Origin of the sequence: Micromonospora endolithica, assembly GCF_003626595.1 — a bacterium.
Lineage (GTDB): Bacteria > Actinomycetota > Actinomycetes > Mycobacteriales > Micromonosporaceae > Micromonospora > Micromonospora endolithica.
In genome coordinates, this window is the sequence record NZ_RBAK01000002.1 from 426,476 (window position 1) to 441,205 (window position 14,730).

Consider the following 14,730-nt stretch of genomic DNA (forward strand, 5'->3'; position numbering starts at 1 on the left):
AGAACGGGGAGCCACGTCGCGCGAGAGGAGCAGTCGATGTCGCTCGTGGTCCGGATCGCGCTCCTACGCCCGTTGGCCCGCATCCGTCCACGACGGTGGGGCCCACCGCTGGTCGAGGCGTTGGTCACCCGGTCCCACCTGGTGAGCGGACTGCCGGGCGGGACCGCCCGGCGGGCCGCCGCGGCCGAGGAGGCGGTGGCGTGGGGCCGGCGGCTCGTCGCGGCCCACCCCGAGCGGCACCGGGTGGCGCTGGCCCGCGCGCTGGTGGCCCAAGCGGGCGTGCCGGACGACCGCCCGATGGCCGATGCCGTCGCGCAGCTCACCGAGGCGATCGGGTACGTCGAGGACGTGCCCGACCGGGCCGCCCTGGTCGCGCTGGCCACCGCCCGTGGCCTGCTGGCCAGGAACCGCCACGCGACCGGCGACGTCCGGGAGGCGCTCCGGCTGGCGCTCCGGGCCCGGACCACCTGGGCCGCGGCCGAGCCGCTGGGCCCGGACGAGCGGATGCGTCGGGCGGTGCCGTTGCTGGTGATCGGGGACTGCCGGACGACGCTGGCACACCCGGCGGCGGCCCTCGCCGTCCGGCAGCAGACGTGGGACACCTACCGCCAGCTCTCCCGCTGGCATCGGCTGCGCTGGACGGCCGTCGGGGCGCGCGCGGCGGTGGACCTCGCCGACAGCCTGACCGCGACCGGCCGCCACCGGGAAGCCCTGGACCTGCTGGCCGCCTCCGCGCCGGACCGCGAGCTGCTGCGCTCCTTCGCGCCGGAGCACGGGCGCCCACTCGGCGTCGCCGCACTGCTGGTGGAGGCGGTCGGCCGGCGGGAGGCCGGCGAGGCGGAGCAGGCCGAGCGGGCCGCCGCCACCGCGGTCGACCAGGTGCGCCCGCTTGTCGACCGGGCTCCGGGCGTCGACAGCGGCACGTTGGCCGGCGCGCTGCGCGTCCACGGGCAACTCCTGCTCGCATCCGGGCGGCCGGACGACGGTGTCGCGCGGCTCGTCGAGGCGGTGGAGGCGGCCCGGGACCGTAACGAGGTCGAACTGGCCCGGGCGCTGATCCCGCTGGCCGGGGAACACATCAGGGCCGGCCGGTGGGAGCAGACCGAGCCGCTGCTGGAGGAACTGCTCGCGGTCTGCCGCCAGGAGGAGGGCGAGCTGCCCGAGGTCTTCCGCCCGCTGCTGGTCGACGGTCTGCACCTGGTGCTGGCCGTGACCGCGTTCGCCCGCCCGGACGGCAGCACGGTGGCGCCGGACACGCGGGTGGCCGGGATGACCGGTGTGCGGGCCGGACGGGAGGCCGTGGCGCTGGCCCGGAAGCTGGCCACGGCGGATCCGGTCCACCGCCCGACGCTGGGCCGGTCCCTGTTCGGCCTTGAGCGCGCCCTCGACCGGGCCGGTGACGTGGCGGGAGCGGCGGAGCTGCTGCGCGAGTGCGTTGCCGTCCGTCGGGAACTGTCCGCCGAGAACCCGGCGGCGCACCTGGCCGACCTCTCCCAGGCCCTGGGCAACCTCGGCAACCGGCTGCACCGGCTCGGCCTGCTCGACGAGGCGCTGGAGGCGCACCGGGAATCGGTCGCGGTGATCCGCACGGTGGACAGCGGCCTGCCGCCGGCCGAGATCGCCACCGCGTTACGCAACATGGCCCGCACCCTGGCCGCCCTGGACCGCGCCGGGGAGGCCGAGCGCGCGATCACCGAGGCCGACGCCCTGTTCGACACGTGACCGCTGGTCCGCACCAAACGGCGGCCGGCGACCCGACGCCGGGGAGAGCGTCGGGTCGCCGGCCGCTCGGGTGAGGTCAGGCGGTCTCGGTGATCGGGCGGTCCACCCAGCTCATCATGCCGCGCAGCTTCTTGCCGGTCTCCTCGATCGGGTGCGCCGCGCCCTCGGCCTGCCACTTGGCGAAGTTGGGCCGTCCCGCCTCGTCCTCGGCCACCCACTCGCGGGCGAACTCGCCGGACTGGATCTCGCCCAGGATCTTGCGCATCTCCTCCTTGACCCGGGAGTCGACGACCCGCGGGCCCCGGGAGAGGTCGCCGTACTCGGCGGTGTCGGAGATGCTGTACCGCATCTTCGCGATGCCGCCCTCGTACATCAGGTCGACGATGAGCTTCAGCTCGTGCAGGCACTCGAAGTAGGCCACCTCGGGGGCGTAACCCGCCTCGGTGAGCACCTCGAACCCGGTCTGCACCAGGGCCGCCGCGCCGCCGCAGAGCACCGCCTGCTCGCCGAACAGGTCGGTCTCCGTCTCCTCCTTGAACGACGTCCGGATCGCGCCCGCCCGGGTGCCACCGATGCCCTTCGCGTACGACAGGGCCAGCGCGAGGGCGTTGCCGCTGGCGTCCTGCTCGACGGCGACCAGGCAGGGCACGCCCTTGCCGTCGGCGTACTGCCGGCGGACCAGGTGGCCGGGGCCCTTGGGGGCCACCATGGCCACGTCCACCTCGGCCGGCGGCGTGATCAGGCCGTACCGGATGTTGAAGCCGTGGCCGAAGAACAGCGCCTTGCCCGGGGCCAGGTTCGGCGCGATCGACTCGGCGTAGATGGTGCGCTGGGCGGTGTCCGGGGCGAGGATCATGATCACGTCGGCCGCGGCGGCCGCCTCGGCCGGGGTGAGCACCCGCAGGCCCTGCTCCTCGGCCTTGGGCCGGCTCTTGGAGCCCTCCGGCAGACCGATCACCACGTCGACGCCGGAGTCGCGCAGCGACAGCGCGTGGGCGTGGCCCTGGCTGCCGTAGCCGATCACGGCGACCTTCCGGCCCTGGATCAGGCCCAGGTCGGCGTCGTCGTCGTAGTACACCTCAACGCTCATGATTTCCCTTTCGTACGGCGGTGCTCGTCGCCCCGTCGTGGTCGGTGGTGTGGGCTCAGGCGGCGCGCAGCGCCGGACCGGCGGTGATGGAACGCGAGCCGCGCCCGATCGCCACCAGGCCGGACTGGACCATTTCCTTGATGCCGAAGGGCTCCAGGTCGCGCAGCAGCGCGTCGAGCTTGTCGGGGGTGCCGGTGGCCTCGATGGTCAGCGTGTCCGGTGCCACGTCGACCACCCGGGCGCGGAAGAGGCTGACCGTCTCCAGCACCTGCGCGCGGGCCGCGCGGTCCGCGCGGACCTTGACCAGCAGCAGCTCCCGGGCCACCGACACCTGCGGGTCCAGTTCGACGATCTTGAGTACGTTCACCAGCTTGTTGAGCTGCTTGGTGACCTGCTCCAGCGGGGAGGACTCGGCGTTGACCACGATGGTGATCCGGGAGACGTCCGGGTTCTCCGTCTCGCCGACGGCCAGACTGTCGATGTTGAAGCCGCGCCGGGAGAACAGGCCGGAGACCCGGGCCAGGACACCCGGCTTGTTCTCCACCAGCACGGACAAAGTGTGCATCGTCATTTAGATGTCATCCTCGTCGAAGACCGGGCGGACGCCACGGGCGAACATGATCTCGTCGTTGCTGGTGCCGGCGGCGACCATCGGCCACACCATCGCGTCCTTGCCGACCACGAAGTCGATGACCACCGGCGCGTCGTCGATCGCCATCGCCGCCTCGATCGTCTTGTCGACGTCGGCGGCGTTCTCGCAGCGCAGGCCGACGCACCCGAGCGCCTCGGCCAGCTTCACGAAGTCCGGGATGCGGTGCTTGTGGGTGCCCAGCTCGGTGTTGGAGTAGCGCTCGTTGTAGAAGAGCGTCTGCCACTGCCGCACCATGCCGAGGTTGCCGTTGTTGATGACCGCGATCTTGACCGGGATGCCCTCCAGGGCGCAGGTCGCCAACTCCTGGTTGGTCATCTGGAAGCAGCCGTCGCCGTCCACCGCCCACACCACCGTGTCCGGCTTGCCGACCTTGGCGCCCATCGCCGCCGGCACCGCGTAGCCCATCGTGCCGAGCCCGCCGGAGTTCAACCAGGTGTGCGGCTTCTCGTACGAGATGAACTGGGAGGCCCACATCTGGTGCTGGCCGACGCCGGCGACGTAGATGGCGTCCGGGCCGGCGATCTCGCCCAGCCGGCTGATCACGTACTGCGGGGAGAGCGTGCCGTCGGACGGCTCGTCGTAGCCGAGCGGGTAGCGCTCCCGCAGGTCGCGCAGCTGGGTCCACCAGTCCGACAGGTCGGCGGACCGGCCCGCCGCGTGCTCCACCGTGACCGCGGCGATCAGCTCGTCGATGACGTGCCGGGCGTCGCCCACGATCGGGACGTCGACGTGCCGGTTCTTGCCGATCTCGGCCGGGTCGATGTCGGCGTGCACGATCGTGGCGTCCGGGGCGAACGAGTCCAGCTTGCCGGTGACCCGGTCGTCGAAGCGGGCGCCGAGCGCCACGATCAGGTCGGACTTCTGCAGGCCGTAGACCGCGGCGACGGTGCCGTGCATGCCCGGCATGCCCAGGTGCTGATCGTGCGAGTCGGGGAACGCGCCGAGCGCCATCAGCGTGGTGACCACCGGGATGCCGGTCACCTCGGCCAGCTTGCGCAGCCCCTCGGTGGCACCGGCCTTGAGCACGCCGCCGCCGACGTAGAGCACCGGGCGGCGGGCGGTGGTCATCAGCCGGGCCGCCTCGCGGATCTGCTTGCCGTGCGGGTGCAGCGTCGGCCGGTAGCCGGGCAGGTCCAGCGTCGGCGGCCAGGCGAACGTGGTGGCCGCCTGGAGGACGTCCTTCGGGATGTCCACCAGGACCGGGCCGGGGCGGCCGGTGCTGGCCAGGTGGAACGCCTCGGCCAGCACCCGCGGGATCTCCTCGGCGCTCTGCACCAGGAAGTTGTGCTTGGTGATCGGCAGGGTGATGCCCTGGATGTCCGCCTCCTGGAAGGCGTCCGTGCCGATCGAGGGCCGCGCGACCTGACCGGTGATCGCGACCATCGGCACCGAGTCCATGTACGCGTCGGCGATCGGGGTCACCAGGTTGGTCGCACCCGGCCCGGACGTGGCGATGCAGACACCGACCCGGCCGGTCGCCTGGGCGTAACCGGTCGCGGCGTGCCCGGCGCCCTGCTCGTGGCGGACCAGGATGTGCCGGACCGACGAGTCGTAGAGCGGGTCGTACGCCGGCAGGATCGCGCCGCCCGGGATGCCGAAGACGACCTCGACGCCGAGCGCCTCGAGAGACCGCACGAGCGAGCCGGCACCGGAGACCTGGGCCGGGGCGGGTGTGCGTACCGCCGGGACGGCCGGACCGGCCGCGGTGCGGGCGGCGCCGACGGGGTCGGTGGTGGTCGCCGGCTCGGCGGTGGCGCGGGCCCGCCGGGCGGAGTGGGCGAGTGTCTCGGGCGTGGGTCTCGTCATGGCGGTTCAGGCCTTCGGCTGGAGTGGGTGTGGCTGGGCGGTGCAACGCGGGCGGGGCCCGCGTCGAGCTGTTCCGACGGCAACAAAAAAGCCCTCGTGCAGGATGCACGGGGCCAGCGCACTCTCGACGGAGGAGAGTGCGCTCAGGTAAGTACTCGCAGAGACCGGTAGGACATGCGGTCAAGCCTGACGCATCTCACGCGATGAGTCAACTGATCCCACATGCTGGTTAACGGATCTTCCGTATTCACCCGTTCGGGCACTCGCCGCGCCGCTCTGCCCCTGCTCGGGAGCGGTTTCCAGGGAACGCTGGACAGGCAGCGCCGGTAGCCGGCGGGGCACCGACGGGGGCGTCGCGCTGGGCGGCGCGGAGACCGGGACGGGACGGGCGCCGGGCGAGGTGGCCGCCTCCAGCATCGCCTCCAGGTGCTCCGCGGGCACTCCCCAACCGAAGAGGGCGCCCTGCCCGAAACGGCAACCGGCGGCCACCACGGCGGCCAGCTCGGTGGGGGTGGTCACCCCCTCGGCGATGACCTCCAACCCGAGCTGGTGGCCGAGCCGCATGACGATGTCGACCATCGGCGCGAACGCCGGCCCGTCCCGGCCCACCGGGCGGACCGGCTCGTGCTCGGCGACCAGACTGTGGTCGATCTTGAGGATGTCGATCGGCAGGCGACGGAGCTGGCCCAGCGACGAGTAGCCGGCGCCGAAATCGTCCAGCGCGACCCGCACACCGGTGAGCCGCAGCGCGGTCAGCCGGCGGACCAGCTGGTCCAGGTCGGTGGCCACGGCGTGCTCGGTGACCTCCAGCACCAGCCGCTGCGGCGGCACGTGGTGGGCGCGCAGCGCCTCGGCGACCTGGACGACGTACTCCGGGGCGTGCAGCTCGCGCGGCGACACGTTCACCGACACCCACACGTCGTGGCCGTCGGCCAGCCACCGGGAGAGCTGGTGGCAGGCCTGGTGCAGGACCCAGGCGCCGAGCTGCGCGATCATCCCGCACTCCTCGGCGAGCGGGATGAACTCGTCGGGGCCGACCGTGCCCAGCTCCCGGTTGTGCCACCGGAGCAGCGCCTCCGCGCCGACCGGACGCACCGACGGCAGCGAGGCCACCGGCTGGAACGCCAGCCGCAGCTCGCCGCGGTCGATCGCGCCGCGCAGCTCGTGCTCGACGACGGTACGGCGGCGAAGCAGCTGGTCGTACGCGGCGTCGTAGCGCTCGATCCGGTTTTTCCCGCGCTGCTTGGCGTAGCGCAGCGCCAGGTCGGCGTGGCGTAGCAACAGCTCCACGTCGGGTTCGCCGGCCCACCCGGCGGTGCCGATGCTGACCGACAGGAAGACCGGGCCCTCCGGCTGGTCGTACGCCCCGTGCAGGAGCCCGAGCAACCGCTCGCCGACACGTTCGGCCTCGGTCTGCCCGCCGTGCATGAGCACCGCGAACTCGTCGCCGCCGAGGCGCGCCGCCACGTCGCCCGGGCGCAGGTTGCCGCGCAGCCGCCGCCCCACCTCGGCGAGCACCGCGTCGCCGACGTCGTGCCCGCGCATGTCGTTGACGTTCTTGAAGCCGTCCAGGTCAAGGCTGAGCAGCACGCAGTCGGTGCCCGCCCCGGCGCACCGGTGCAGGGCACGCAGCAGCCCCCGGCGGTTGGCCAGACCGGTCAGCGGGTCGGTGTGGGCCAACTCGCGGAAGTGCGCCTCCCGCTCGGCCAGCCGGTCGGCGTACTTCCGGACGTCGTGCAGCGTCAGGTACTGCCGGGCCACCAGGGCGAACCCCTCCACGCTGCCGGCGACGATCCCCAGCGCGTCGAAACGGCCGTCCTGAACGAGGTGGTACATGGCCGAGGCGGCCATGGCGAACATGGGCAGCACCGCGTACTCGCCGTCGCGGCGGCTCACGTCGACGTCGAACCGGCACGGCGGGCCGAGGCTCCGGTCGGCGAACGCGACGGCGAGCAGCCCGGCGGCGAGCACCGCCGCGCCGGCCAGCGCCACACCGGGACCCGCCTGGCACAGGCCGGCCGCGATGCCCAGACCACCGATGGTGACCCCGGTGCCGCCGCCGGTCAGCGCGGCGAGCCGGCGTCGGGGCGCCGGGGCGCGGAAGACCACGATGAGGGTGAGCCCCGCGGTCAGGGCGGCGGCCACCGTGGCGAGCAGGATCGGCTGGCAGGCCACCGGGGTGGCGTCGCCGAGCAGCCGGGTCGGCCGGGAGAGGAGCACCCACCCGACGAACCACAGCGAGGTCGCCATGATCAGGCCGTCCAGGGCGAGCCGGAGCGCCGCGCCCGCGGTCGGGGCGACGCCGGGCAGCCGGAGCAGGCCGGCGCAGAACAGCAGGCCGCTCGCCGCGACACCGAGCGAGACCACCGAGGCCCAGCCGGTCCGGGGTACGTGTGCCTGGCCGTGGTGCCCGGCGGCGGTGAGCGCCACCACCAGCCCGACCAGCACGCTCACCAGCGCGAACACCGCGGCGGCGACGATCAGCAGGTATGCCTGCCGGTACTGCGGGGACCGACGCCGGGCGACACCGGCCAGCAGCACGGCGGCCACGGCGGCGCCAAGGCCGCTCAGCACCGCGACGGTGACCATGGCCGGGGAAGCGTGCACGTCCCCAACTGTGCCGGATGCTCGCCCTCCGTGGGGGGTCGGGTGTGCATCTGTTGAGACACGGCCCGTGCACCGACCGGTCGGTCCGCCGGCGGTGCCAGACTGGTACACATGCCTGAGCTGCGGTCGAAGACCTCCACGCACGGTCGGATGATGGCCGGCGCCCGGGCCCTGTGGCGGGCCACCGGGATGACCGACGACGACTTCGGTAAGCCGATCGTCGCCATCGCCAACAGTTTCACCCAGTTCGTACCCGGCCACGTCCACCTCAAGGACATGGGTGGCCTGGTCGCCGAGGCGGTGGCCGAGGCCGGCGGGGTGGGGCGGGAGTTCAACACCATCGCCGTCGACGACGGCATCGCGATGGGCCACGGCGGCATGCTCTACTCGCTGCCCAGCCGTGAGTTGATCGCCGACGCGGTGGAGTACATGGTCAACGCGCACTGCGCGGACGCCCTGGTCTGCATCTCGAACTGCGACAAGATCACCCCGGGGATGCTGCTCGCCGCACTACGGCTCAACATCCCCACCGTCTTCGTCTCCGGCGGCCCGATGGAGGCCGGCAAGACGACGGCGATCGACGGCGTCGTGCACGGCAAGATCGACCTGATCGACGCGATGATCGCCTCGTCCAACGAGTCGGTCACCGACGACCAGCTCGGCGAGATCGAACGCTCCGCCTGCCCGACCTGCGGCTCCTGCTCCGGCATGTTCACCGCCAACTCGATGAACTGCCTCACCGAGGCGATCGGGCTCGCCCTGCCCGGCAACGGCTCCACGCTGGCCACCCACGCCGCGCGCCGGTCGCTCTTCGTCGAGGCCGGCCGCACCGCCGTGGAGATCGCCAAGCGGTGGTACGACGGCGACGACGCCTCGGTGCTGCCCCGCGCCATCGCCAACCGGGACGCGTTCGAGAACGCGGTCGCCCTGGACGTGGCCATGGGCGGGTCGACCAACACGATCCTGCACCTGCTCGCCGCCGCCCGCGAGGCCGAGCTGGACTTCGACGTGGCCGCCATCGACGCGGTCTCCCGGCGGGTGCCCTGCCTGGCCAAGGTCGCGCCGAACTCCCCGCAGTACCACATGGAGGACGTGCACCGGGCCGGCGGCATCCCCGCCATCCTCGGCGAACTGGACCGCGCCGGCCTGCTGCACCGCAACGTGCACAGCGTGCACTCCCCCGACCTGGACCGGTGGCTCGCCGACTGGGACGTCCGGGGCGGGTCACCGACGCCCGAGGCGCTGGAGTTGTTCCACGCCGCGCCGGGCGGGGTGCGCACCGTCGAACCGTTCTCCACCACCAACCGCTGGTCGACGCTGGACACCGACGCCGCCGGTGGCTGCATCCGGGACCGGGCGCACGCGTACAGCGCCGACGGTGGCCTGGCGATCCTGCACGGCAACCTGGCCCCGGACGGTTGCGTCGTCAAGACCGCCGGGGTGCCCGAGGAGTGCCTCACCTTCCGGGGCCCGGCGAAGGTGTACGAGTCGCAGGACGACGCCGTCACCGCCATCCTGGCCAAGCAGGTCGTCGCCGGTGACGTGGTGGTGATCCGCTACGAGGGCCCGAAGGGCGGCCCCGGCATGCAGGAGATGCTCTACCCCACCTCGTTCCTCAAGGGCCGGGGCCTGGGCCGGGCCTGCGCACTGCTCACCGACGGCCGGTTCTCCGGCGGCACCTCCGGCCTGTCCATCGGACACGTCTCCCCCGAGGCCGCCTCCGGCGGGCTGATCGCCCTGGTCCGCGACGGCGACGAGATCGTCATCGACATCCCCGGCCGCTCGATCGAGCTGGACGTGCCATCGGACGAGTTGGCGGCGCGACGGGTGGCCGAGGAGAAGCGCGACAGGCCGTACACGCCGACGGATCGGCAGCGGCCGGTGTCGGCGGCGCTGCGCGCGTACGCCTCGATGGCCACCTCGGCCAGCGACGGCGCCTACCGCCGCGTCCCCGAGTGAAAGGAAGGGCCCCTTCCTAACGCCTCGTGCATAGGAAGGGGCCCTTCCTAACGAACACCCGGTGCTCCTCGCTGTCTCATCCAGGACTGATGGGTACGGGCGGGGCGCCCACCTCACTAGGCTCCGGGACGGCGGGAGGGTCTCGCGATCCACGCAGTCCGGAGGCTGGCGCTATGCATGCACGACGCAAGGCGGGAAGGCGCCTGCTCACCACGTTGGCCGCGGTGGCGGTGATCCTCTTTGCCTCGACCGGTGCGGCGGCTGCTCCGGCCACCGCGACGACGGACTCCCGGGAGCGTGCCACCGCCATTCTTCTGGAGCCCCCGCGGGTGGTGCGCATCTTTCACGACTGGGGTGCACGATTCCTCGACGCTCATGAGATTTCGTCGCTGGACTACAACGTCGTCACCAGACCACTGCAGGAGAACAACACCCAGCTGTGGCTGCTGACCGACAAGGGCTTCGGCCAGTACACGATCATGCAGCTGAGCAGTGGTCGCTACCTCGACGCCCACGAGATCGCCAGCCTTGATTTCCGGGTTGTCACGCGTCCGCAGCAGAACGACACCACCCAGCTCTGGCGCCTGACGAACCTCGGCGGCGACTACCACACGATCCAGCAGGTCAGCAGCGGCCGGTTCCTGGACTCCTACCATTCCAGCTCGCAAGACTTCCGGGCCGTCACCCGTCCGGCAAACACCACCGGGTCGCAGCAATGGCGGATCAATTGTCGTAACGCGACCACGTGCTGATCGCCGCATCGGGAGTCGACCACGGCACCGGGTCTGGTCTCCGCCGCGATCTCCTCGCGGGACGACCCGGCCTCGCCGCCGCCCATCTGGCGGAGCCTGACGTGGCTCATCACCCGAGCGAAACCCGTAGCGTCTAGCGCAGGACCCCGTAGGACCGCCGGTGGAGGTCCACGTCGAGGGCCACCACGCCGACTCCGCCTTCGGTATCCTGCCGAACGGTGTCGGGGAGGTGATCGTGAGTTACGCGGCGTTGATCAGGCCGGTGGTCGACCGGGTCTACGCGGGCGCGAGTCTCACCGCACGGCCCGCGATCCGGGCGTACTACGAACAGCGCGGCCTGCGGCCGGGCTTCGAGGTGAGCTTCTCCTTCGGGCTGCTCGCCCGCCCGATGCCCGCCGGGGCACTCACCGACGCGCTGGTCTACACCAGCGGCGACATGACCGGGGAACTCGACCAGGGTGTGGCCACCGTCGACGCCGAGGGCGCATGGCACCTCACCCCGCTCGGCCGGGAGTTGGCCCTGACCGCGCAGCGGACGATCGCCGAGGCGGCCGAGGAGCGGTGGGGCGCCGCACCGGACTTCCTGCCCCGGCTGGCCGACCTGGTCGGGCGGCTGTTGACGCACGGGCTGACCACCGGCGGGCCCGCGTTCCGGGCGGTGGCGCCGGTGTACGAGCCACCGGACGCCCCGGCCGCGCTGCGGCTGACCGCCCGGCTCGGCGCGCTGCGGCACCACCGGGCCGACGCCCACCGGGCAGCGTGGCGGGCGGCCGGGCTGACCGTGGACGAGATCCGGGCGCTACCGGACGGGCCACGACGGCGGGCGATCGAGGACGACACGAACCGCCGGGACGAGCCGATCTACGCTGCCCTGACCGCCGACGAACGGCTGGAACTGCTCGCCGGCCTCGGCGCCCTGCCCAACTGATCCGGCAGGCGACCCCCGCCTGCGGGAGGCGGGGGCCGCGTACCAGCCCGACGGGGCCGGCCTGTCCGGGCTGCCGCATCCGCGACGACCGGAAGGACTACCCGGCGAACAGCGTCCCGAGATCCTTGTATGCCTGGTCGAAGCGGGCCATCGCCGCCTCGATGTTGGGCTCCGGGTGCGGGTCACCGAGCGCCAACTGCATCAGCCCGAGCCCGCCAGCGAGGTTCTCCCCGCTCGCCACCAGCGACGGCTGAGGATCCGGGTCACCAAGGAACTTCTCGTTCTTCACATCCGCCCAGCCGACCTGGTCGAGCTTCACCTCCGAGCCGTCCAGCAGTTTCGCCGACGACCAGAAGTTCTCCGTCGCCGTCTCCCGCAGGCGCCTGGCCTTGACCGGGTCCGCCGCCTGCGCCGCCTCCCCCAGCAGCGACAGCCCTCGACCCAGCCGGTCCAGGTACTCGAATCGCTTCTCCGGGTCGACCCGGTCCCACAGGTCGAAGACCGGCGGGCAGGTCAGGCACTCGACCGGCCCGATCGGCTTGGGCGTGAACTCCGGCAGATAGATCGTGTGACAGTCGAAGATCGGCCGACCGCCGATGGTGCCGACCATGAAGCAGATTGTCACCGGCCGACCAGAAGCGCTGGCCGCGGTGGGCGGCACCAGCAGCGTCGCGGTGACGACGAGCGCCATCGCGAGCAGCATTCGCCGGACACGAATCATGTAATGCCTCCTACGGGAAGGGCGATGTCCAAGACAAGCCGATTCAAGCGCAGGAATCTCCCAGGGGATAGGAGCATGTCAATGATCGGCCGCTGTCGCGTCTGCGCTGTTTTCGGGGTTGCGGAAGCCGTAGGCGTCGCGGGCGACGTCTTGATGACCCGGTCGGTCCCTTCCGGGCGAGGTGGTCCCACCCGGCCCAGCCGAGCAGCTCCGTGCCGTCGCTCGGGCGCTTCCAGGCGGTCGAGCAGCCAGTCGCGCAGCGCCTCGGCCCGCATGGCATCCCAGCCGTCGGTGACTCAGCGCCGCCTGCACTCCGGCCGACCCCGCGCACGGTACGCGGCCCCACCCGACGTGGGGGCCGCGTACCGCCCGCCTACTCGGCGCGCAGGTTGTCCAGCCGGTGGGTGCCGGGGCTGACCCAGATCAGCACTCCGCGTACGTCGGCGAGGGCCGCCTGATCGCAGGACATCTCGTCGAGCAGGTCCACCTCCACGGTCGTGGTGGTCCCCTGCGGTACCCAGCCGAACACCGACTGGCACCACGTGAACCCGTCACCGGTCTGCATGGCGATCGCCGACGAGGTGCCCGCCGACACCGAGCTGCGCAGGTCGTAGCGCAGGACACCGGAGGCGGACAGGTCGACCGGCGACGGAAGCGTCACCCCGAACCAGCCGCCGCCCGTGGCGGTGACCTCCAGGGCGGCCGAGCCGTGGGTGGCGAAGGAGGCGGTCTGCGCGACGGTGCCGGCGTCGGTCTGCCAGTCGCCGGGAGCCCAGCCCTCCACGCCGGTCTCCCAGCTCGCGAGCCGGATCGGGTCGCCGGGGGCGGGCTTGACGGTGACGGTCAGCTCGGCGACGTTCGACCGACGACCGGCGCGGTCCCGGACGGTGTACGACGCGACGGCCCGCCCCTGGAACCCGTCCGCCGGGGTGAAGACGACCGCCCCGGACGCCGTGGCCACGAACCGGCCGCCCGTCACGGACGTGGCGCGCTGCTGTCCGCGCATCGCCGGGTCGAGGTCCAGGGTGGATGGTCGGAGGCTGCCCGCGTACGCGATGTCGTTGGTTGTCGGGGTGAGGGTGACCGGCGTGCCGGCCTGGGTGACCGCGGTGTCGTGGTCGGCGACCGGTGGTCGCGGCCGGAAGCCGCGGCGGATCCGGTCCCCGGCGTTGGCGAGGGTGGTGCAGACCGGGCTGGGGCAGTAGACGGTGTAGCCGTCGTAGTCCGGGTAGGGGGTGCCGTCGTCCTGGACGCCGGAGAGGATCCAGTAGAGGAAGCCGGCGCCGCCGGTGCGGATGAACGCGTCGGTCCACCGCTGGTAGACGGGGTTGCGGGTGGCGCGGTCGCTCCAGCCGAACTCGCCCAGCAGGGCCGGCTTGCCGATCCGCCGCGCCTCGCGGTTGTGCCGCTCGATCCACGCGACACCCCAGTCGGCGTCGGTGCCCCAGTGGTCCGGGTAGAGGTGGTAGCCGAGCACGTCGACCGCCGGCAGTGACGCGAGCGCGACCGAGTCGACGCCCTCGCCACAGTTGACCGTCCAGTCCGCGGCGGCCGGGTCGTCGCAGAAGAAGCCCTCGTCGCCGACGCCGATCAGGTGCCGCCGGTCGATCGACCGGAGGTGCCGGCTCATCTCGTCGGCCCAGGCGGTGATCGTGTCGGTGGAGCACTCCGGGGAGGTCGGGTAGACCCCGGAGCCCTTGCACCGCGGCTCGTTGGCCAGTTCCCAGGACAGGATCGTCGGGTCGTCCTTGTAGGCCACGCCGGTGATCGTGTTGACCCGGTTGAGCAGGTGCGACGCCCAGTCGCGGTACCAGCCCCGGATCACCGGGTCGGTGTAGAAGTCGTCGTGGTGGTCGGCGCCGCGCCAGCGGACGTACTGGTCCATGCCGCCGAAGTCCCGCCAGTTGTTGACCAGCGGGATGACCACCCGGATCCCGTGCCGCCGGGCCGAGGCGAGCACCCGGTCGAGGCGTTCCAGGCCGTCCGGGCCGTCGTGGAGGGCCGGCCGCTGTCCGTCCCAGTGCTGGAACCACACCCCGTCGGACGGGCCGGCCACCGAGTCGGTGCCGCCCGGGGTGCCGATGTCGAGGAAGCCCCAGTGCCGCAGCACGGTGAACCCGGCGGCGCGCGCGTCGGCGAACACGTCGTCGACCATCGCCGGTGACTTGTACATCAGGTAGTAGTTGTTGGTCCCGGCGAACCGGAACGGTTTGCCGTCCAGCACCAGCCGGTCGCCCCGCCGGGTCACGAACCCGCCACCGTGCCGGCCGACGGCGTCACCGGCCACCGTCGCGTTCCCGGCCGCCGCCGCGTTCCCGGCCGCCGCCGCGTTCCCGGCCGCCGCCGTGGGCGCGCTGGCGGGTGGAACGCCCGCCGTCGTGGGCGCGGCGGTGGCGGGCGCGGCACCCGCCGTCGCCACCAACCCCGCAAGTGCCAGCAGTACGCCGGCAAGCCTTCTCCGCATCGTCGTCTCCTTCGGGCGCGGGTTAGGAA

General features: G+C 72.5%; 9 protein-coding genes and 1 pseudogene. 4 read left to right on the plus strand and 6 right to left on the minus strand.

The window, feature by feature from the left end; translation table 11 throughout:
• Positions 1-36 precede the first annotated feature (36 nt).
• Positions 37-1,722: a tetratricopeptide repeat protein gene (locus D7223_RS07870; RefSeq protein WP_120726554.1), complete on the plus strand. Its 1,686-nt coding sequence runs from the start codon at positions 37-39 to the stop codon at positions 1,720-1,722.
• Positions 1,723-1,798: 76 nt separating this feature from the next.
• Here D7223_RS07870 and ilvC read toward each other — a convergent pair.
• The 4 genes and pseudogenes from ilvC to D7223_RS07890 form a co-directional block, all read right to left on the minus strand.
• Positions 1,799-2,830, minus strand: a pseudogene (ilvC, locus tag D7223_RS07875) (ketol-acid reductoisomerase); the annotation flags it as partial.
• A 37-nt stretch (positions 2,831-2,867) separates the two neighbouring features.
• Positions 2,868-3,383 (minus strand): acetolactate synthase small subunit, encoded by a 516-nt coding sequence (gene ilvN, locus D7223_RS07880; protein ID WP_120726558.1) that lies wholly within the window; start codon positions 3,381-3,383, stop codon positions 2,868-2,870.
• Entirely contained in the window at positions 3,384-5,270 is a 1,887-nt protein-coding gene (locus tag D7223_RS07885) for an acetolactate synthase large subunit (protein WP_120726560.1), read from the minus strand.
• A 180-nt stretch (positions 5,271-5,450) separates the two neighbouring features.
• A complete protein-coding gene (locus tag D7223_RS07890; RefSeq protein ID WP_420330299.1) occupies positions 5,451-7,877 on the minus strand; it encodes a putative bifunctional diguanylate cyclase/phosphodiesterase in 2,427 nt (808 codons plus the stop codon).
• Between the two features lie 111 nt (positions 7,878-7,988).
• Here D7223_RS07890 and ilvD point away from each other — a divergent pair, with 111 nt between their 5' ends.
• From ilvD to D7223_RS07905, 3 genes are all read left to right on the plus strand, one after another.
• The gene (gene ilvD / locus D7223_RS07895; RefSeq protein WP_120726564.1) at positions 7,989-9,836 is read left to right on the plus strand and encodes a dihydroxy-acid dehydratase; all 1,848 of its coding nucleotides are present in this window, start codon (positions 7,989-7,991) and stop codon (positions 9,834-9,836) included.
• A gap of 173 nt (positions 9,837-10,009) precedes the next feature.
• On the plus strand, positions 10,010-10,588 hold the full coding sequence (locus D7223_RS07900; protein WP_158610836.1) for an RICIN domain-containing protein: 579 nt from the start codon (positions 10,010-10,012) through the stop codon (positions 10,586-10,588).
• A 160-nt stretch (positions 10,589-10,748) separates the two neighbouring features.
• A complete protein-coding gene (locus tag D7223_RS07905) occupies positions 10,749-11,516 on the plus strand; it encodes a hypothetical protein (protein ID WP_238161709.1) in 768 nt (255 codons plus the stop codon).
• A gap of 97 nt (positions 11,517-11,613) precedes the next feature.
• Here D7223_RS07905 and D7223_RS07910 read toward each other — a convergent pair whose 3' ends face one another.
• Positions 11,614-12,237, minus strand: coding sequence for a hypothetical protein (locus D7223_RS07910; RefSeq protein ID WP_147252586.1), 624 nt, complete (start codon positions 12,235-12,237; stop codon positions 11,614-11,616).
• 373 nt (positions 12,238-12,610) lie between these two features.
• Entirely contained in the window at positions 12,611-14,701 is a 2,091-nt protein-coding gene (locus tag D7223_RS07915) for a cellulase family glycosylhydrolase (protein ID WP_147252587.1), read from the minus strand.
• Positions 14,702-14,730: the final 29 nt, after the last annotated feature.